Annotated in this window: 17 protein-coding genes; 5 read left to right on the plus strand and 12 right to left on the minus strand. The window is 47.7% G+C overall.

What is annotated here, in order from left to right:
* The first annotated feature begins 160 nt into the window (after positions 1–160).
* Complete coding sequence (locus QUA07_RS26165; RefSeq protein ID WP_333331112.1) at positions 161–358, plus strand: hypothetical protein; 198 nt, start codon at positions 161–163, stop codon at positions 356–358.
* A gap of 68 nt (positions 359–426) precedes the next feature.
* On the opposite strand, the gene QUA07_RS26170 is transcribed toward QUA07_RS26165, so the two are convergent.
* On the minus strand, positions 427–1,215 hold the full coding sequence (locus QUA07_RS26170) for an SDR family oxidoreductase (protein WP_333331115.1): 789 nt from the start codon (positions 1,213–1,215) through the stop codon (positions 427–429).
* A 247-nt stretch (positions 1,216–1,462) separates the two neighbouring features.
* Positions 1,463–2,389: a nuclear transport factor 2 family protein gene (locus QUA07_RS26175; RefSeq protein ID WP_333331118.1), complete on the minus strand. Its 927-nt coding sequence runs from the start codon at positions 2,387–2,389 to the stop codon at positions 1,463–1,465.
* A 192-nt stretch (positions 2,390–2,581) separates the two neighbouring features.
* Here QUA07_RS26175 and murG point away from each other — a divergent pair, with 192 nt between their 5' ends.
* Positions 2,582–3,679 carry an undecaprenyldiphospho-muramoylpentapeptide beta-N-acetylglucosaminyltransferase gene (murG, locus tag QUA07_RS26180; RefSeq protein ID WP_445305916.1) on the plus strand — a complete coding sequence of 366 codons (1,098 nt, stop codon included), beginning with the start codon at positions 2,582–2,584 and terminating at the stop codon, positions 3,677–3,679.
* A 70-nt stretch (positions 3,680–3,749) separates the two neighbouring features.
* Here the strand turns inward: murG and ureG are convergent, their stop codons facing one another.
* From ureG to QUA07_RS26205, 5 genes are all read right to left on the minus strand, one after another.
* Complete coding sequence (gene ureG, locus QUA07_RS26185; RefSeq protein WP_333331121.1) at positions 3,750–4,349, minus strand: urease accessory protein UreG; 600 nt, start codon at positions 4,347–4,349, stop codon at positions 3,750–3,752.
* Positions 4,350–4,453: 104 nt separating this feature from the next.
* On the minus strand, positions 4,454–5,167 hold the full coding sequence (locus tag QUA07_RS26190) for an urease accessory protein UreF (protein ID WP_333331124.1): 714 nt from the start codon (positions 5,165–5,167) through the stop codon (positions 4,454–4,456).
* 269 nt (positions 5,168–5,436) lie between these two features.
* The gene (gene ureE / locus QUA07_RS26195; protein WP_333331126.1) at positions 5,437–5,874 is read right to left on the minus strand and encodes an urease accessory protein UreE; all 438 of its coding nucleotides are present in this window, start codon (positions 5,872–5,874) and stop codon (positions 5,437–5,439) included.
* Between the two features lie 430 nt (positions 5,875–6,304).
* On the minus strand, positions 6,305–6,796 hold the full coding sequence (locus QUA07_RS26200) for a DUF4168 domain-containing protein (protein ID WP_333331129.1): 492 nt from the start codon (positions 6,794–6,796) through the stop codon (positions 6,305–6,307).
* 353 nt (positions 6,797–7,149) lie between these two features.
* A complete protein-coding gene (locus tag QUA07_RS26205) occupies positions 7,150–7,362 on the minus strand; it encodes a hypothetical protein (protein ID WP_333331132.1) in 213 nt (70 codons plus the stop codon).
* A gap of 331 nt (positions 7,363–7,693) precedes the next feature.
* Here QUA07_RS26205 and QUA07_RS26210 point away from each other — a divergent pair, with 331 nt between their 5' ends.
* Complete coding sequence (locus QUA07_RS26210; protein WP_333331134.1) at positions 7,694–8,119, plus strand: DoxX family protein; 426 nt, start codon at positions 7,694–7,696, stop codon at positions 8,117–8,119.
* Positions 8,116–8,631, plus strand: a complete 516-nt coding sequence (locus QUA07_RS26215; protein ID WP_333331137.1) for a DUF4385 domain-containing protein — start codon at positions 8,116–8,118, stop codon at positions 8,629–8,631. Before QUA07_RS26210 ends, QUA07_RS26215 begins: the two co-directional genes overlap by 4 nt.
* Before the next feature lie 101 nt (positions 8,632–8,732).
* Here QUA07_RS26215 and QUA07_RS26220 read toward each other — a convergent pair whose 3' ends face one another.
* The 5 genes from QUA07_RS26220 to QUA07_RS26240 all read right to left on the minus strand — a co-directional run bounded on the left by QUA07_RS26220 (position 8,733) and on the right by QUA07_RS26240 (position 13,337).
* Positions 8,733–9,200, minus strand: a complete 468-nt coding sequence (locus QUA07_RS26220) for a regulatory protein RecX (protein WP_333331140.1) — start codon at positions 9,198–9,200, stop codon at positions 8,733–8,735.
* A 114-nt stretch (positions 9,201–9,314) separates the two neighbouring features.
* On the minus strand, positions 9,315–9,725 hold the full coding sequence (locus tag QUA07_RS26225) for an AbrB family transcriptional regulator (protein WP_015177612.1): 411 nt from the start codon (positions 9,723–9,725) through the stop codon (positions 9,315–9,317).
* 91 nt (positions 9,726–9,816) lie between these two features.
* Positions 9,817–10,095 (minus strand): hypothetical protein, encoded by a 279-nt coding sequence (locus QUA07_RS26230; protein ID WP_333331143.1) that lies wholly within the window; start codon positions 10,093–10,095, stop codon positions 9,817–9,819.
* A 1,282-nt stretch (positions 10,096–11,377) separates the two neighbouring features.
* Positions 11,378–13,078, minus strand: a complete 1,701-nt coding sequence (locus QUA07_RS26235; protein WP_333331146.1) for a CHAT domain-containing protein — start codon at positions 13,076–13,078, stop codon at positions 11,378–11,380.
* A 4-nt stretch (positions 13,079–13,082) separates the two neighbouring features.
* The gene (locus QUA07_RS26240; protein ID WP_333331149.1) at positions 13,083–13,337 is read right to left on the minus strand and encodes a hypothetical protein; all 255 of its coding nucleotides are present in this window, start codon (positions 13,335–13,337) and stop codon (positions 13,083–13,085) included.
* Positions 13,338–14,750: 1,413 nt separating this feature from the next.
* Here QUA07_RS26240 and QUA07_RS26245 point away from each other — a divergent pair.
* Positions 14,751–20,894 (plus strand): cadherin-like domain-containing protein, encoded by a 6,144-nt coding sequence (locus QUA07_RS26245; RefSeq protein WP_333331151.1) that lies wholly within the window; start codon positions 14,751–14,753, stop codon positions 20,892–20,894.
* Positions 20,895–21,088: the final 194 nt, after the last annotated feature.

Raw genomic sequence — 21,088 nt, forward strand, 5'->3', positions numbered from 1 at the left:
TCCGGACAACCTCAAACTTTATTCAGCATCACCCTCAATACCGCAAAAAAAACCCCAAACCAAAATTGGTCGGGGGTTATTTAATCAGGGTGCATCTACTAACTTAGTCTCCCGCCTCACAGCACCTCTTTCAGGACACTTTGGCAGAATTTAGGCGAATTTGTGGCAAGGGGGGGCGATCGCCAAAAAAAACCCGGCCAAAATTGGTCGGGAGTTATTTAATCAGGGTGCATCTACTAATTTAGTCTCCGGTAAGGCAGCGCCTGTTTCAGGACAGTTTGGCAGAATTTTGGAGAATGTGTGGCTAAGGGTGCGATCGCAAAAAAAACCCGGCCAAAATTGGTCGGGAGTTAATTAATCAGGGTGCATCTACCAATTAAGCTTCCTGAGAATTCCAGCGCCATCCGGACACTTACCACTAAAAACTCACAACTCTTTTCGGTGAACCAGAGTTGCACTCGCTTGGTCTGTCGGAACTAGCAAGACTTCACTAATATTGACGTGGGGCGATCGCGTCGCGCAAAAATACACGACATCGGCTACATCGTCAGCAGTCAGCGGTGTTAATCCTTGATAGACATTTTTGGCTTTTTCTGCATCGCCGTGAAACCGGACATTGCTAAATTCTGTTTCCACCAAACCAGGTTCTATTTCCGTCACCCGCACGGGTGTTCCCAAAAGGTCTTGTTTCAACCCTTCAGAAATAGCTCTCACTGCTGCTTTGGAAGCGCAATAAACATTACCTTTCGGATAAGCTTGGCGGCCTGCTATTGAGCCGATATTCACTACGTGGCCCCGTTCTCGGCTTACCATTCCCGGCACGATCGCGCGAGTCATGTAAAGCAAGCCTTTAACATTGGTATCAATCATTTCTTCCCAATCTTGAAAGTTGCCTTCATGCAGTTTGTCTAAACCACGGCTCAATCCCGCATTGTTAATCAGAATATCGATGCTTTTCCAGGCATGGGGAAGCGCAGTTATCGCCGATTCAACTTGCGGGCGATCGCGCACGTCCAATTCTAGCAAATAAATCTCGTTTGCCGACGCGATCGATTTTGTTTCTACAAGTTCGTTTGCCAGTCGATCGAGCTTTTCAAGACGGCGGGCTGCTAAAATTAGTTTGGCTCCTCCTTTGGCGAATATCTTGGCACAGGCTGCTCCGATACCGCTACTCGCACCTGTAATGAAAACAATTTGGTTTTGGATAGAAATCATTTTTTGTCAGTTGTTAGTTGACTGTTGACTGTTGTCATTGGTTATTTGTTAGTTTTGTTATTTGTTAGTTGTTATTTGCTATAGCCTTTCTCGCTATAGTGAGGTATGTTTAATTCCTTTAATGATATTTTTTTATTTTCAAATATGTACCTCGTGTGACTAATAACCGCTATACCACTTACCACTTACTAATCACCCATTACCCATGCCCCATGCCCCATGCCCCATGCCCATAACACCTATTTTATTATTTGACAACCCGCAATCGCACACTAACGGTTGCAATTCCACCTTGTCGCATCAAAACTGCTGAAACCCACCGATTTTCGGGCGTAGCCGGAGCTTTACCTACTTTAAAAATTCCCCCGGAATTTAGCAACTCCAGCTCAACTTCTGAGGGATTGAAAAAGGTTTTTTCGGTAATGGGTTCCTCCAAAACAGTCCCTATTAAAATATCATCGCCGATCGGCTCTCGCACAATGGCATCAAAATGGTACTCTTCGCCCACCTTAACTTGCTCCGGCAAATTCACTTGAATTGTGGGAGGACTTTGACCAGAAGTAAGCTGAGTTTGTTCTGCTAAAATCTCTTGACTAACTATTTTTTCACCTTCAAAGCGCTGCTGGGAACGGATGGTAGCTTTGAGTGTTAATTCTCTGCCATCCTTTTTTTGACTGCCGGCAATTGTAGTTATGGTTTCTGCAATAATCGCGCTACCTTCGGTTTTCCAAGATTTGATCTCGGTGCGGTAATTTAAACTCGGATATCGCTCCCAGAGTTGGGTGAGGGCTTTGGCCATGCTTTGGCTGTTTAAGCCGTCAGAATGAGTGAAATTCGGGCTGTAAAATGCCATGACTGCTTTGACATCGCGCCGGTTGGCCGCTGCGTCAATTTCTGTTAGCACTTTTGTGAGTGGGGCAGGCGCATTTGCAGGGGTTTGGGCGATCGTTTGGGGAGTCGCCGCGATCGCACCGATCGCTCTGGCCGCACCTTGATGCAGCACACCAGCACTTACCACTGTTAAACATAACAACATTTGAGCGATCGACTGCCCGCAGTTAAAGCCAAAAACGATCGCGCGTTGGCGCAGCCCTCGAACAGGATCGGCTTTTTCGTTCCGACGGCTGGAAAAATACTGAGATACACTTGGCACTAAATTCAAAAAATTACGCATTAGGTGATAATTTGGTTATTTGTCAGGAGTCGTGGCGCGGGCAACTGTTCGCCTGCAACGAAAACTGACAACGGAAGGACGGACACGGCACAATCTACAATCTAATTTTAGATTGCTGATTTAAAATTGGCTGAAACTGCCGGAATAATAAGCATAATAATCTAAAACCTCAAATATAAAATCGATTGACCTGTGGAACTTGTACTTGTAAAAGAAACAAAAACCTTGACAAAAGCCCCCCTCCGGTTGTTGGTTGCAGCTAGTGGCACTGGTGGACATTTATTTCCCGCGATTGCCACCGCTAGTCAGTTGAACGACTGTCAGATCGAATGGCTAGGAGTCCCAGACCGCATGGAAACCGAGTTAGTTTCATCCCTTTACCCCCTCCACACGATCGCCGTTGAAGGCTTTCAGCAGCGATTGGGACTCGGTACACTGCGGATTTTGGGCGGACTCGCCGGCTCGATCCTTCAAGTGCGGAAGTTGCTCAAAGCGGGCAATTTTCAGGGAGTGTTTACTACCGGCGGTTACATCGCGGCACCGGCAATTCTGGCGGCCCGTTCTTTGGGTTTGCCGGTGATTCTCCACGAATCTAATGCCATTCCGGGGAAGGTGACGCGCTGGTTTAGTCCTTTGTGCACTGCTGTGGCGATCGGATTTGAAGCAGCAGCCCAGCATTTACCCCGCGCGAAAACCGTTGTTGCTGGTACACCGGTGCGATCGCAATTCCTGACTCGCCAACCTCTAAATTTGCCAATTCCTGACAGTGTACCTGTAATTTTAGTCATGGGCGGCTCTCAAGGTGCTGTCGCAGTCAATAAGTTAGTGCGCGAGTGTGCTCCTGCTTGGTTTGATGCCGGTGCTTGGGTGGTTCACCTCACCGGAAATAATGACCCGGATGCTGAAAGTGTGAAACACGAGCAATATTTGTCAATGCCATTTTACGACAATGTGGCGAGTTTGTTGCAGCGAGCAAATTTAGCAATTAGTCGATCGGGCGCGAGTGCTCTGACAGAATTAGCAGTGACGGGCGTACCTTCTATTTTAATTCCTTTTCCTCACGCCGCTGACGACCACCAAAGATTTAATGCGGAAGTATTTGCTAAAGCCGGCGCCGCTGTGGTATTCCGTCAAAGCGAACTGACAGCAGAGGTATTGCAAAGCAAAGTGTTGTATTTGTTAAGAGATTCCGAATATTTGGCAAAAATGTCTCAAGCTGCTGCTCAATTAGCGGTGACAGACAGTACAGAACGTTTGGCTAATTTGGTCAAAGAATTGGTGGTGCGGTGAGAGTTTTTAGGAGTTTTAACCGCAGATGAAGGCTGATTAACGCAGATGAACGCAGATGCAGGCTGATGTTTTAGACGACGATATGGGAGTGGAGGAATTTAACTACTGATTCTAATCCTTCTTTGGTCTTCAGGTTAGTAAAAACAAAAGGTTTGTCGCCGCGCATTTTTTTCGCGTCCCGTTCCATCACGCCTAAATCTGCTCCTACATAAGGTGCGAGGTCTGTTTTATTAATTACCAACATATCAGATTTAGTAATTCCTGGCCCGCCTTTGCGCGGAATTTTATCGCCTGCAGCGACATCGATTACGTAAATCGTTAAATCTACTAACTCCGGGCTAAATGTTGCCGCCAAGTTATCGCCGCCACTTTCGACAAATACTAAATCTAAATCAGTGAATTTTTGTTCTAACTCTTCTATCGCTACTAAGTTAATGGAAGCATCTTCGCGGATGGCTGTGTGGGGACAGCCTCCTGTTTCTACGCCCAAAATTCGATCGCTCTCTAAAGCTTGACTCCGAACCAAAAACTGGGCATCTTCCTGAGTATAGATATCATTAGTAACAACCGCAATCTGGTATTGCTGTCGCAGCGCCTTGCACAAAGCATCCAGTAAAGCAGTTTTCCCTGAACCAACTGGCCCAGCAATTCCTACACGAAAAGCACTCATAATTATTTTGGTAATTGGGCATCGGGCATCGGGCATCGGGCATCGGGCATTGGTTGGGTATAGTTTTTTCCTTCTTCCTTCTTCCTTCTTCCTTCTTCCTATTTTCAACTGCGAAACAACCGAGTGTACTGAGTTTCGTGCGCCATGCTAGCCAGTCCTAATCCCCAACTGCAACTGCCAAGCTCATCATCTTCTAATTTTAAAACTTCTTGCGCCGTACAGCTAATTTGAGACTGCAAATCTAACAGTAACTGTTGACCGGCTGTTTGACCGAGGGGAATCAGTTTCACGCCCGCACTCGCCAAATTGGCAGCCCAACTGTACAAATATCCTAACACGGCAGCTTCCTCTTCAATCTGCCAGTTGGCGGCGGCAATGCCAAAGCCGATCGCAAAATTGCACGGATTGCTGCCAGATTCCACGAATTCTTTTACAATTGTGGTTAACCCCGAAGCAACGGGCGATTCCCTGCGGGATAGCTTCGCTTCACGCAAATCCAGCAGCAACCTGATCAAAGTCCGCCCCATTTGCCAACTTTGCAAGCGCAACTCTTCTGTTTCCTTAGCAGCAGTCGCCCAAGCATTCCAGTAATTCAAAGCCGCCAAATCCCCCATCTGTGCGGCCCTCAAAGCCCGTACTACCACAGCGGCTTCTACTCGAACAGCACCGAATTGCAGCGAATTTTCTAACCAATTTCTCAAAGTAATCTCGCTGTCGATCGCACCGTTTTCTACCAGACTTTCGATTCCCTCAGAATAACTATAAGCTCCCACAGGTGCAAAAGCTAACTGCAACAAAGATAAAAGTTGATTGTTCACTGTTGACTGTTGACCAAGAATTTGTTGATGGTACAAGCCCCCGGATTTATCCGGGGAATCAATCGAAAATCGAAAATCGAAAATCCTCAAGCCCCCGAATTTATCCGTGGGGTCAATCCAAAATCTAAAATCTAAAATCTAAAATCTAAAATCGAATGACTGTTGACTGTTGACTTCTTGCTTCTTGAATGGCCGAAAGCAATTTAGTCATAAGCCCTCGGATTCATCGGTGGGAGTAAATCTAAAATCTAAAATCTAAAATCTAAAATCTAATGGTTGTGTCCGTAAGCGCCCATTTCCGGCTGAAACGGCACAATTTCCTCTGTTACTTCCAAACCCATTTTTTCTAGCATTCCCTGCAACACAGAGTCGGGGGAAAGTCTTAAATAATTATCGGCAATTTCTAAAGCTACGTGGCGGTTTCCTAAATGATAAGCCGCCCGCATCAGTAGCAGCGGACTTGATGCCCGCGCTGTCAGCACGAGTTCGGGTTTTGCACTTACCAGTACCAAACAGCTACCGTCTTCCGACAGCAATAAATCTCGATCACGCAATACTGTACCTCTGGGCAAATTCAGGTGCAGCTTTTCCCCCGTCTCTGTCTCGAATCGGTGGCGGCTGCGAGTGCGATCGTCGGCTGTCATTGGTACAGTAAAGCTGACCACAGCATCGGGATTTGCAGGTAAATGTTTGGTGAAAGTTAGCATTTTTATATTCTATTCCTCAAAGCAATTCACTTGACAGTGAGTTTTTGAGGAATATCTTTTTTATAGCCGAAGGAATAAGGAAGACTGAAGTTCCAATCTTCAGCTCATGTTTCAGAAATTAAAAACGTCTTAATCGTGTTGGCGATCGCTATATCTCATTGCGATTTACAGCCAGTTGAAAAATATTCATCTCTCTGACCGCTCCCGTTCTGGTTTTCTTACCAAATTTATGTTATTTTGTCAAGCACTTGATCACAGACGATCGCTTTTTTTTCAAAAAATTTTGCCTACCGTCTAGGAACTCGAACAATTTAAATCTCCAATATATTGTTGGGGGGAGGTAGCGCTTAGGCATCCTGCCTGCCCTGAACAAGCTTTTATGGAGAAGTCTAATAGAACGGGAGAGGAAGAAAGACTCAAACCATCAAGCTTATTGATTGCCCGCTTGTTGTAGTCGCAGGAGCTCGGCTTGAATTCGCTGTTTGACTGCCGGGTCCGCTTGCTGGAGCAAAGTAAGCTGGTTGAAGCGACTAACTGTCAAACCATTGGTTTCGATAACTTTTTTAGCTTGTTGGCAGTAATTCACCGCGATGCCGCGAACACCTCCAGACAACCTATTGATTTGCTGAGTTTCGTTGCACACTACTCTGGGAACCGAGCCCCCAGCCATTCCTTTAATTTCGTTATAAGCTTCCACCCGTCTGGGTTCTATTGCCAACACAGCACGAGCGTAGCTAGTAATTTCTTCGCTGCTAATTTCTTGAGCTTGGGCTGCAGATCCGAAAACGAGGTTTGGGGATTGTCCATACAAACCGGGCGCCCATCCGCTAGCTAAAGCTGCAGCAGAAATGATGCCTGCAAACAGCGATTGTCGCAGCATCCGGTTTATGCCAAATTTGGAGGTGTTTAGTGAGGTGTTCATGGTCGTCGGTGATTAATTGCGTGTAGATAAAAATGACACAGCGCTTGGAGGCTCAATCTTTTTGAATAATGTGGCGGGTAAAAAGTTCCTGCCGTTGGTGACTATTTTGAATTCCAGCAGGATGGTTGGGGAGTTGCTAGGACGATCGACTTTTTAGCAAATTCAATAATTTCATTCATTATAACATCGGTCGGAAGTTGACAAAATTCAAACTTTAGATAGTAATTTTAATTACAGAGCATTCCCGAATTGCCTCTCCCAATAATTCTCAAAGCGCAAATATTAAATAATTATAAAAATTATTGACAAATTACTCGCCTTAATTAGTCTCATCAAGGTAGGCGGTAGCAAAGCTATCTCTTTCCCCGCAAGGGTTCCCGTTCCGCGTAGGGTTCCCGTAGGGTAGGGTAGGGAAGCGCCTGGAAGGCTAGGTCAAATTTAGCAGCAATCGCACTCATCAATTGCGGCGATGATTTATTTAATGTTAAGCGGTGGTGCATTTGTCGATCGAGAAAATCCCCCACTGGTTGGGCTGCTGACGAAGCCAAAGCCGGAACAAAAATCATGTTTCACTACCCGAAGATAGAGACAGCAACAGGGCACTAGACATTAAAATCTTGTTATCAAAATGCGCGCTATCTGTTTTTGGCAGTCAACGCCCAGGCCTTCGATTCCAGTTCTCGCTTCCTCCAGTTTGGTGCTGTGAAAACTTGTCTGGGATTTACCCAGAAACCTGGGTTTTCTACGAAATAAAATCGTTACAGCCACCACCAAGAGCAGACAAACCCGGAAAGCTGGAATTTTTGGACCTCAGTTTTATTGTCATCTCGATCGCAGATCGCAAATTTTGGCAAGCCTGATCGCAGCAATTTAACAATTATTAATTACCCATTGCCCATGAAAAGTCAAAAAGAAATTTGGCGAGTTATTCTCGCAGTAGCTATCAGTATTGTAGGCGTGCTGCACTTTGCAGTACCCGCACCTTTTATCAGAATTGTGCCGCCCCAGCTTCCTTACCCGGAAGCCTTGGTTTATATCAGCGGTTTTTTCGAGATTTTGGGCGGAATTGGGCTGTTAGTTCCTCCTGTGAGCAGGGCGGCTGCGTGGGGATTAATTGCCTTGTTTATTGCCGTGTTTCCAGCTAATATCAATCAAGCCGTCAACAACATTCCGATAGAAGGGATTCCCCAGAACCAATTACTGTATTGGTTCAGGCTGCCTTTTCAAGCTGTCTTAATTGCTTGGGCGTGGGTTTATACCCAACCAGACGAAGGTAAACCCCGGGCTTCTATAGTTCCAGATAGAACAGAAAATGCCCGATGAAGCAGTTCGACTACCATGCGGATTTTAAGAACATCGACTTTCGACAGCACCCGGAACTTTATCGGGTAGGGAAAGGAGAACAGGGAGTGCTGTTGGTTGAACCCTACAAAGGAGAAATTCTGCCTTTCTGGAGATTTAAGACTCCTGAAATTGCCAGGGAGTCCAGCAGCAAAATTTACTCCATGTTTTTAGAGTATCTCGATCGCGAAGATTTTGTAGGAGCGGACATGGCTCGCAAGTTTTTGCAGATGGGGTATACTCGATCGCGTCGCTACGCCAACCACAAAAGCGGTCGAAAATACCAGCAAAACCCTCAAAAGCTGAAGTCTGTTGCAGAGCAAACCGCAGCTCGAAAAGATATTTTGCCGCTAGAAGCAGATCCGGTGAAAGCAGAATCCGCAGCGATTTTTCAAGAAAAATGGATGCTGGCCAAAATCAACGAGAAATATCTCGAGCTTTTAGCCAGACATCGGCAAATGTACGAATCTTATTTAGTCAACGCTGAGGATTGACATACATTCACAAAAACTCAGGACTTACACTTTAGCCCTGTCGGCAGCAGTGTAGGTGTGCTTGCCTATCGGGGCCGCATCTATTTGCTTTGCCCTACTATTTACTCATCCTCTTCTTCCGCCTGCCACTGTCGCCAAATTTCAAAGGCATTAAAGCCCCTGTATTGCAGGTAATTCAAGACTTTGCCCTTGGTTTTCGGATCGGCTTTACCCCAAGTATCGATCTTGTATTTCCGCATGACTTTGCCTTTTAATTCGGCCAGTTTTTCTGCTTCGGAGTCCTGATTTTCGGCAATTTCTTCTTCCCAGACTTGCTCGAACAAATCGTTGGTAATTCCTTTTTGCAGGCACTTGCGCTTGATGGCAGACTTCCCGTATTTGCCTGCTGCAGACGCGATCGAGTTTGCCACCAAGCGAGTGTCGGACTGATAGCCGCGGTCTTGAATTTGCGCGATCGCCTCCAATATTTCCTCATTGCCAAAACCTTTCTCTTGCCCCTTTTTGCGAAGTTCAGAGGCACTGTAGTCTTTGCGAGACAAGAGAAAATATAAATAGTCAAGACAGCTCATCAGTTCAATCGAAGGGTGGCGCGCAAATACTCGTATAGCGAATGCCTAATCCAGTCGCCTTGCTATCGGCTGACTGCATCGCGTGAAGCGAAGCTATCCCGCAGGGAATCGCCTCTATTCTTCTGTATCCTCCTCTTCATCATCCAATTCCACATCCGGTCTGTCCACATCGATCTGAATCAAGCGAATGTGCTTGTATCCGAGCTTAATTTCAAACTCGTCTCCCGGCTTTAATCCCATTTCTTGGGTATAATTTGCTCCGATCACGATCGAACCATTCTTGTGAACGCTAGCTCGATAACTCGCTTCTCGCCCGCGTCCGTCTGCTTTAGACTTCTCTAGCTCAATGCCCTTAGCAGCTAACACTGCATCGTAAAACTCAGCCAGATTAATCCGGGTTTCTCCACTTTTGCTGACTGTGAAGTAGCCGCAAAGCTTCGCAAGTTCTCTGCGCGGCAAATCACTGCCTTTGATTTTTTGAAGCAGACCTTTTCCTGTTAAGGGTGCTGTAGCTGTTTCTGCCATTGACCGTACCTCGCTTATTGGACTTTACTTATATCAATTACAACACATTAGATTAACTTTGTTTCACTGTCAATACTAAGAATTCTGAATATTAAGATTCTGGAGAAATTTCTGCGGCCTCAAGACCGGGGGTGCAAGTAAGGATGCTCGAAGGGCGATCAATTTGCTCCTCGCGGCCCAAATCCTTGTGTAAGCCTCTCTTGCGATCGCGCGGGGAATTATTGTCGCAAATTAAATGTTTTACTTTTTTACAGTAAAGTCTGTTCCCTGCATTCACCAATCCCCGATTGTGTCTGCGGTCAAGGTCAAAATAAGACAGCCATGAATCGAAATACCTAGAGCGCTGCCGCTGCAAATCTGCCGCCAGCATTTACCGGCGCTGGGTTAACTTTTACCTCAACAAGACGAGGCAGCACTTGTTCTAGATGTCACTGCCAGCTACTTGTAAATTCTATTTTTCGGGCTGGGAATCCCCTCAAAACCCCAAATACCAACGAGCAATCTTCTATTAAGGTGTTGGGCATATAACTTCCACAGAACGCAGTCTGGGGAAGGCAATCCGGTAAAAATTGAAGGAAATTTCACCTCTTCGTTGAACGGGTTTAAGCTAAAACCCGACTCAATGGGCGCTGTGGCAGAAACATCGGGCAGCTACTAAGAGGGGAATAGTTTTGATGGGGCGAGATTGCTTCGCGACTCTTAACACTTCGCCAGGAATCAGTAGATTTCTAGGGGGAACTCGGGAAAATCTTCCTCCTCCGGCCCCAAGCCAGAGAATTTGAGGTTATTTCCACAGGGGAATTGAAAAAGACCGAGTTAAATGCACAACAGCTTAAATGTTTGATGCACTACAAATTAGTAGCGGTTGCCGACATGGAGTTTCGATGGAAATGTATTGGTTTCGAGTCGTGGCCAGTAAACTGCCATACTCTCAAAATTTATGCACCAACTGGAGGGGCGCGTCAATCGATTTTAGATTTGAGATTTTAGATTAAAGAATTGAAGCATTGACCCCACGGATAAATTCGGGGGCTCCTTTATCGAATACAGGTTTTTTATTTCTGGACGGATGAATCCGGGGGCTTCTATCCTGGATGCTTTCGGTCCAGCTCACAGCCGCTTCCATAATTAATTATTGTGAAATATAGCAAGCGCGCTGACGGTGAGGACGTTCTTTATTGTTGCAACTCTCGCTTTTATTGTCTTGTGCCGAATGACGAATGCTCCTGCTGCCGAATCAGCCCGCTCAAAAACGCATACAAGCCACCGACTCGTGTCGTGGAGAGATCAAAATTTTAGACTGTTGTTCAGGCTTCCAGATTCATCTGTGGAGTAAATCTAAAATCTCAAATCGTTCGACTCAGGGCTCAACCCGAAGTCTAAAATCTACAATCGACTGACAATTATATATCAAGCAGTCCCGGACTTACTCTCTCGACGAGAAACTCGGTTTCTTCCTCGATGCTTGGTTGGGCTGCTACTGATTTTCAGTAAAAACCGGCTTGATGAACGTAAGTCGGAGATTCGATCGAGCAGTATACTTGCGATCACTTTGCCAGCGGCGGCCGATCGCGAATGGCCAGCAAAAACCCCACCCAGTTTGGAGCCAGGCCAAGAGGGTCTAAATTAAGCATTGCAGTGGGTGATCGCTTTTAGTGACGTTGTTGCAGGTAATTTTGCGACAGGGGAGTCCGTACCGCCGGCAGTAACTCTTCTGGTTTCGTGCCTCGCTGGTTCGAGTACCGCCACCCAAAAAAGCCAGCACTCAAAGCAACGGACAACAAGCAAAGCATTAGGGTGACAAATTTTTTCGATCCCGGTTTTGTTAACGGTTTCTGAGTCGGTGCTGCGGCGCGAGTTGCTTGGAGCACCGAACACTCAGAATTAGGAATAGAGGACGGCGAAGCCGTCGGTGAGTTCGGTGAATTACTAGCATCGGCTCGATCGTTCTGGTGAACCCAATCCCTGCGATCTTTTAATTGGTCGGGAAAGTATTCCCAGACTTCGCCGTCAGAATTGTCTGACTCATGCGATCGATTGGCTGGGATGGGGGGGTATTGGGCGATCGCCGAAACCGAAGACGGGGCCTTCCATTCTGTACCCGCGAGCGCCGGTTGCGTTCCCGACGCGATTATGTGCACCATAGAACCGGATGTCGCACTGTGGGCTGGGGCGCCGGTCAGATAGCCGTCAAAGTCCGGGTGCTGGTAGAGAATCGGCAAAGCCCAGTATAGCTGGTGAGAACCGTAGGCAGAAATTAGCCCAGCTCTGGCCCGGCTCAGGCTGAGATCGACTGGATAGCCTTGATTGAGGTTGCGGTAAAACAGCCGCGTCAGAGTTAGGGCTACATCGTCGGGGATGCTTTCTGCCATTGCTAGCACTGCCGGAATGCCCCGCTTTACTAGAGCTTCGGTTAAGTTCCGTTCCGGGCTGTCGTCCGCGAGGTCTGAGGGGTCGCCGTAGGCGCCGCGGCAGGAGTTGAACACGGCCATCTGAATACCGTTGTTAACGAGCAATCCAGCTAAGTCGTCGCCACTCAAGGTTTCGGTTAAGCCGGTGCGGCTGCTGACTAGGTAGAGTTCGCCACCTCTGGAACCTAAGTTGCTATGGCCTGCGTAGTGCAGGACTTGGTAGTGTCCTTGTTCTAGGGCTTGGGTAAGTTGTTCTCGATCGGGCTGTTCGAGAATAGTCAGTTGAATTTCCGGGCAATGGGGGCTGTTTTTGAGAGGATGACCGGTGCGGTTTTGGAGTTCTTGCTGCAAATGGAGCACTTCTCGCTTGAGCTGCAAGCTGTCTCGATCGCTCGGAGAGGCGATCGCCATTAAAATTTTTAGTGGCCCGCCACTAGGCAGTATCCGGGTTTGTTTGAACAAACTTGTACCTGGTTGGTAGCGAGAAAACACGACATCTGTGCCGGTTGCCAAAGGGCGATCGCCGGCGTGCAGAACTTCCCACGGCAGTCGTGGCAAGCGCCGGCCTTTGAGTCCGAGTCGCAGTTGCAGCACTTCTCGGCGGTGCTGGGCGATGCCTTGAGCGCAAGTCCAGCTATCGCGCAAGTTTCCTTGAAACAGCCCGCTGTATAATTGTTGCCCCAGGGCTACTAAATTCGGCGCTGAGTTGTTTCCCGAACGGGAGAGGCCGCGACCCGCAAAACTGCTTCCCTGTACTGCTTTTCCTTGGAGCAAGCCCACCAGCGGGTCGTTCATCAGTTGAGAAGACAGTGCAAGCCATTCATTGATCGGCCAGCGGACTTGTTGTTCGGCTAAGGGTACACCGGGTGCAACCCTTTCTGTCCGCACTAGATATTCGTCGTCCCCAACGGGAGTGACTGAGAGTTGAAATTCCTGGCTCACGGATTTAGCGCCCTCCCGCCTTAATTCTGAATTTGCCTGCGTTTTTGCGGCTAGCAATAGCGAACGGCAAAATAATTTTTACTCTTTGAATCAAAGTTTCTGAATGCGCTTCCCCCGATCGGGCGATCGCTGGGGTCATATATATTTGTTCAAACACTTTGAGGATATAAAAGTTGTACTTTAATAACAGTTTATTAGTTTTGATTGCCCTGTGCCTCGGTGAAAGCCGAATTTTCTCCAATCTTGCTATCTTTAACATTTTGCACCTCTACCGCAGACCCCTTTAGATTCGTCGTGAACTTGAGTTTCTCATTGCTGAGTAAAGTTAAATTGGAGGCACTTTACCAGGCGGATCTCTAGTTCTTATTAAAATTACTTCGGCTCTCGCCAACCGGTTTCAGGGCAATATCGCAGGGAAAGTTGAGTATTTTATTTTTTTTGGCGATCGGTCGATCGGTCTTTACCGCTTATCCTCTACCACCAACCCCCGATGTGCAATCTTGATTTTGTGTCAATTAATTAATTGGTCAGCCCTGGGTTCTCATCCGTAAGCCCTCCGCCCTCATCCTTAAGACCTCAGTGGCGATCGGTAATTGATAGTTGACTATCGATAATTGCTCATAACTTATTGCTAATTTACCGCTTTTATGATATAGAAAACTTTTAATTTAACTCTCTTAATCTAGTTACAGTTAAGCAGCAAAAATAAACGTCAGCAGCCAAGAACTCTCAACAATACAATGGCAATCAAATTATTCCGGTACTCTCAAGCAACCATCATTTTTGGTATCTATAGGATTACGCCTCATCAGGCCGGTTTCTCGGAGAATGATTGGATTTGGTAGCGAAGCCTACAAAGCAACTGGGTTTGGCAGCCTCGCCGTGGGTCATTCTCGCTCAAAATGCCGATCGAGCTTGCAACTGTCACCAAAAACGAATTCTGCGTTTATACTACTTTTTGGCAAATTTTGCAATCTGTCTTGAGATTGATATATTTTGGCAGAATTCTTAGTATTGATCCGAAAAAAAATTTTTCTCAGTTCGCGAGGTTTCCTAGAATCGAGAAAAAATTGTGCAACTAAAAATTAGAACAAATATTTGCCCGGGCGAATTATCTAAATTTCTAATTAATCATCGGGAACTAAAATTAGGAGGGTGCTGTCGTTTAGTGAAGAGATTCAAATCCTAGGTCAGGGAAGGATTTGTCAAAGCTGGGAGTGTTACCAAAGTTCAATACACCCAGCCTAGAGCGGAAAAAAAGCAAGGGTAAAATTTGGGGGATACAGGTTTTGGGGAGTTATTTAGGAGTTGTCAGTTGCGAGTTTAAATTCAGCTAATTCACTGTAGAAATTACGTAGAGAATTTACAATCAGGGGCCCTTCGGCGCAGCTTACTGTAGAAAATACCGAGAACATCTTAAAGGCTCGGATCTTCGGGGCAGTAATTACAGTGTAGGTTGCGGATCAATTAATTTGGGTACGCAATGGCAGAATATAAAACTCGCAACAGAGCGAAAAAAACCTTGCCGTTTAAGTGGCATCTATAATAGTAAAGATGAGGAAACCAGCTCCTCTAGCAGGCGAAAGCATGAAGTTAAAAAAATCTTCTGCAGCCTCCTGTTTGCTGATAAATTGATTCAAAGAAGCTTACCTTTTTTTGGGAAATATCAACGATGGCAGACGAAATCTTGTTAGAAGAAACACAGGGAACACTTTCTCCCGCTCAAAATGAAACACAAAAGCCTGTCGGGGATTTAGGCGACGACAGCTCTACAATTTCCGATCAGGAGTTAGACGATTTAATTAACCAAGCACTCGCCGAAAACACCGACGGCGTTACCACATTTCTGAATCAGTCTAACGGCGCATCCACAACAGGTGTGGGCGATGACGATGACTTAGATGACTTAGATGATGATGACGGTGACTTAGATGATGATGACAACGATTTCCAGACCATTGGAGGTACTGATGACGATGGCTTAGATGGTGATGATGATGATGATGACGGTGACGATGACGATGACTTAGATGACTTAGATGATGATGACAACGGTTTCCAGACCATCGGAGGTACTGATGACGATGACGATGACGATGACTTAGAAGATGACAACGGCATCGATCGCCGCCGAACCGTCCTCGGTCGCGATGACGATGACTTAATTGTCGCCACCGGCGATAACGAGAAGATATTCGGCAATCAAGGCGAAGACACAATCAAAGGAAACCGTGGCAGAAAAAATACAATCTTCGGGGGTAAAGGTAACGACGATTGCGAGGGCGGCGAGGACGACGATGTAATAAAGGGCGATCGTGGCAACGACAAGGTTAATGGCGGCAAAGGCAACGACACCCTTAACGGCGGTAAAGATAACGATACCGTGATCGGCGGCGAAGGCAACGACGACTGCGAAGGCGATGACGGCGATGACTGGGTCCACGGCAAGGAAGGAAAGGATAAGGTTAAGGGCGGCGCCGGCAACGATAGCATCTACGGTGGCAAAGACGACGACGATTGCAAGGGCGACGAAGGCAACGATAACGTCCGGGGCGATCGAGGCAACGACGATTGTGAGGGCGGCGACGGCAACGATACCGTTAACGGCGGTAAAGATAACGATACCGTGAAGGGCGGTGCAGGCAGCGACAAGTGTGAAGGCGACGACGGCGACGACAGCGTTAGCGGCGGCACGGGTAACGATACCGTGAACGGCGGTGGCGACAGCGACGTTTGCAGTGGCGACGACGGCGACGACAGCGTTAGCGGCGGCACCGGTAACGATACCGTGAGCGGCGGTGGCGACAGCGACGTTTGCAGTGGCGACGACGGCGACGACAGCGTTAGCGGCGGCATCGGCGACGATACCGTGAGCGGCGACGCAGGCAACGACCTGTGTGAAGGCGACGACGGCGACGACAGCGTGATGGGCGGTGCCGGCGACGACAGTGTGATGGGCGGTGGCGGCAACGATACCCTCGTTACTGGCGACGGCAATGACGTGGCAGACGGTGGCCAGGGCGACGACAGCGTTAGCGGCGGCGGCGACGGCAACGATACGCTGATGGGCGGCGACGGCAACGATACGCTGATGGGCGGTACTGGCAACCATACCTGTGTCGGTGGTGCTGGAAATGACGTTTATGTCGTGAGTAACAGTACCTCTGGGGCAAGTGCAGTCATCACTGACTTCGCAGACAACGAGGACAAGTTTCTGCTGTTTGGCGACTTGAACTTTAGCAGCTTGACCTTTATACAAATCGGTGTCAATACCGAAATTCGGGTCAATAACTTCGCGATCGCGCTATTGTTGAATGTCAACGCAACGCTTATCACTGCGGCCGACTTTTTGGGAGTTAATCCTCAAACTCCAACTCAACCTCAAACTCCAACTCCAACTCAACCTCAAACTCCGATTTTTAACCCTCCGCAACTGGAAGTTAGTGAGACCCTGATTGCTGGTTCCAGCGGCCAGGAGCAAACTATTACTTCTGAGTTGTTGCGTGTTTCCGATACCGGGCAAGGTCCTGGCGGCATAACCTTCACGCTAACCGAGCTGCCCCCTGCTACAACCGGGCAACTATTTGTTAATGGAGTCCCCGTAACACAAACGGGCGTTACCTTCACTCAAGAAGACATTAACGCAGGCAGGGTAACTTTCAGAGCGGCAGTAGGTTTTGTCGGTGCGGCTACTTTTGGTTTTCAAGCTACCAACGGCCAAAGAGCTCTCACCGGCAAAACTTTTAGCTTGAAAATCGAGCAAGATTCCTTTAATTTTGCTGGCAATCCAGAAGGTCAAGCTATTGCCGGTTCTGCGACGCTCCCTAACAACATCGTAGGCAGCGAGGGTGACGATAACATTACAGCAGGTCAAGGCAAAGACACAATCATCGGCGGCAAAGGCAAGGACACAATCATCGGCGGCGATGGCGATGACGATATCGACGGCGGCGATGACGATGATTATATCGAAGTTGGCCTAGGCAAAAACAAAATAAAAACAGGCCAAGGCAACGACAAAGTTAAAGGCGGCAATGACAATGACGATATCGACGGCGGCGATGATGATGACAATATCGAAGCTGGCGGCGGCGATGACACAGTAATAGGCGGTTCTGGGAATGACACATTAACTGGAAATGAGGGCAATGACACGATCGAAGGCGGCGAAGGAACCAATATTCTAAGTGGTGGTCCTGGAAGCGATCGCTTTGTTTACCGCACTTCCCGCCAACAGATTCAAACAGTTGTAGAAGCTGACTTTATTACTGACTTTGATGTCAATAACGATGTTTTAGAGCTTTCTAACGCAGCTTTTAATGTCGGCGCTTCTATCTTGACCGAAGTGAAGATTACTGCTACTTCTACTTTTGGGTCGATCGGCAGCGGTAATTTCCTCGACTTCACGACGGATATCAGTGTTAACAGCATCGCGAGGTTGCAAGCGCGGTTTGTAGAGTTGGGTGGCAACCCAGACGTGCCTGTTTTCTGTCAGTTTATAGATGCCGAGACCGGCCGTGTGGTGGTGGTATATGGTGTTGCGGGGCGCTTGGACATTGTGGCCAGTTTCTCGCTGAACGTTCGCCTGACAGTCAATAACTTTGTCTTCATCGGCGAGCCACTAACTATTCCTGTCGGTACTGCTGGTGCTGACAATGTGGATTTCACCACTTCTCCGGCCCCAGTTAATTACGATGGTTTAGCAGGCGATGACAAGATTGTCGGCAGCAATTTTAACGATAGCCTCAAGGGCGGCGACGGCAACGATACCATCACCGGCGGCCTCGGTTTGGATTTCATAAGTGGCGGCACTGGTTCGGATCTGTTTGTTTACAGGACAACTAAAGAAGGCGGCGATAAAATTTCCGACTTTACTGTTGGGGTAGACAAATTCGAGTTTAGCGCGAGCGCTTTCGGCAATTTGACTACGACTAACTTTGACGGTGTTAGCGGTTCAACTCCTGACATTACTGGCAAAGAGTTCGTGATTTTCACTGGCGGCAGTTATGCCTCTTTGGAAGCTGCACAAGCTAAAGCCTTGGGCAATTCTACAACTGCTGGTTTCTTCGCATTTACTAATGCTGCGAACGAGACGGTGTTGTATTTTGACTCGAACGGTACCGCAGCCGGTGGTTCTACCTTGATTGCAAATCTGGGTACTGCTGCTAGCAATCTGGGAACGGCGGACTTTGTATTTACAGGTACGATCGCACCTTCTGCCGGTACTACTACCAACTCAGGTAGCATTGTTGATTTAACTGCTGCTGGGAACACTTACCCGAGCGACTTTAACAATTTCGGTTCTGGTGCTGGCGGTTACAACTTCACCACTCCTGTCTTGTTTACCGGAGATGCGAAGGCTAACAGCGTCACTGGTACTGAATTTGCTGACATCTTCAGCGGCGGCAGCGGTGCAGATGTTCTGACTGGCGGTGCTGGTGCGGATCTGTTTGTTTACAAAGCAGTAGGCGAAGGCGGTGATACGATTACTGACTTTACTGCTGGAACTGACAAATTCCAGTTTACCGCGAGCGCTTTCGGTAATTTGACTACGACTAACTTTGACGCTGTAAGTGGTTCAAATCCTGACATTACTGGCAAAGAGTTAGTGATTTTCACTGGCGGCAGTTATGCCTCTTTGGAAGCTGCACAAGCTACAGCCTTGGGCAATTCTACAACTGCTGGTTTCTTCGCCTTTACGAATGCGTCGAACGAGACGGTGTTGTATTTTGACTCGAACGGTACCGCAGCCGATGGTTCTACCTTGATTGCGAATCTGGGTACTGCTGCTAGCAATCTGGGAACGGCGGACTTTGTATTTACAGGTACGATCGCCTCTTCTGTGGCTGGTACTACTACCAACTCAGGTAGCGTGGCCGATTTAACTGCTGCTGGAAACACTTTCCCGAGCGACTTTAACAATTTCGGTTCTGGTGTTGGCGGTTACAACTTCACCACTCCTGTCTTGTTTACCGGAGATGCGAAGGCTAACAGCGTCACTGGTACTGAATTTGCTGACATCTTCAGCGGCGGCAGCGGTGCAGATGTTCTGACTGGCGGTGCTGGTGCGGATCTGTTTGTTTACAAAGCAGTAGGCGAAGGCGGTGATACGATTACTGACTTTACTGCTGGAACTGACAAATTCCAGTTTACCGCGAGCGCTTTCGGTAATTTGACGACGACTAACTTTGACGCTGTAAGTGGTTCAAATCCGGACATTACTGGCAAAGAGTTAGTGATTTTCACAGGCGGCAGTTATGCCTCTTTGGAAGCTGCACAAGCTAAAGCCTTGGGCAATTCTACAACTGCTGGTTTCTTCGCCTTTACGAATGCGTCGAACGAGACTGTGTTGTATTTTGACTCGAACGGTACCGCAGCCGATGGTTCTACCTTGATTGCAAATCTGGGTACTGCTGCTAGCAATCTGGGAACGGCGGACTTTGTATTTACAGGTACGATCGCATCTTCGGATACTGGTACTTCTCCCACTGGTACTACTACCAACTCAGGTAGCGTGGCCGATTTAACTGCTGCTGGAAACACTTTCCCCGTCGCCTTTAACAATTTCGGTTCTGGTGCTGGCGGTTACAACTTCACCTCTCCTGTCTTATTTACCGGAGATGCGAGTGCTAACAGCGTCACTGGTACTGAATTTGCTGACATCTTCAGCGGCGGCAGCGGTGCAGATGTTCTGACTGGCGGTGCTGGTGCGGATCTGTTTGTTTACAAAGCAGTAGGCGAAGGCGGTGATACGATTACTGACTTTACTGCTGGAACTGACAAATTCCAGTTTACCGCGAGCGCTTTCGGTAATTTGACGACGACTAACTTTGACGCTGTAAGTGGTTCAAATCCGGACATTACTGGCAAAGAGTTAGTGATTTTCACAGGCGGCAGTTATGCCTCTTTGGAAGCTGCACAAGCTACAGCCTTGGGCAATTCTACAACTGCGGGTTTCTTCGCCTTTACGAATGCGTCGAACGAGACTGTGTTGTATTTTGACTCGAACGGTACCGTAGCCGGTGGTTCTACCTTGATTGCGAATCTGGGTACTGCTGCTAGCAATCTGGGAACGGCGGACTTTGTATTTACAGGTACGATCGCACCTTCTGCCAGTGGTACTACTACTAGCTCAGGTAGCGTTGCCGATTTAACTGCTGCTGGGAACACTTTCCCAACCGCCTTTAACAATTTCGGTTCTGGTGCTGGCGGTTACAACTTCACCTCTCCTGTCTTATTTACCGGAGATGCGAGTGCTAACAGCGTCACTGGTACTGAGTTTGCTGACATCTTCAGCGGCGGCAGCGGTGCGGACATTTTCGACGGCGGTTTGGGTAACGACAGCATTTCCGGCGACGATGGTAATGACAGCCTCTTCGGCGGTGGCGGTAGCGATACTCTCAACGGCGGCATCGGGAATGACACTTTAATAGGTGGTGTGGGAACCAATGTTCTCAACGGCGGTGCTGGTTTGGATGTGTTTGTGTTCAGCGGAACTACTGCTGGCGGCGGGGATGTAATTACCAATTACAGCATTGCTGATGATGTAATTAACCTCGACAGCACTGGGTTTGCAGCGTTTACGACCGGATCTGGGCCTTTGGCTTCGAGTTTCTACGCTTACAGCAGCACAGTGTCTGATGTAACTGTGTTTGAAGCAACTTTAACCGGGCCGTCCATCATGGCTATCTACGACGGTTTGTCTACTAAACTGTATTACGATAGCAACGGTTCTACGGTTGGTGGTAACAGTTTGTTTGCCACTGTCGATGTCAATTTGGGACCGACCGGTAATTCTGAATTGTTCTTGTTCTAAACGGCAAGAATCCTAATTGGGATATCGGTACGGTTAGGGACACAGCCATGCTGTGTCCCTACAATACAGAGGTAAGGACATAGTAATACTGTGTCCTTTTTTTTGTAATTGTTAAACAATTTATAGTTATTTCAAATAAAAATGAGACACTAAGTTGCACAATAAGCGCGAATAATCTCATCAAGAGATGTGGC

This window comes from Microcoleus sp. T3_A4, assembly GCF_036700465.1.
In the GTDB taxonomy this organism is placed as follows: domain Bacteria; phylum Cyanobacteriota; class Cyanobacteriia; order Cyanobacteriales; family Microcoleaceae; genus Microcoleus.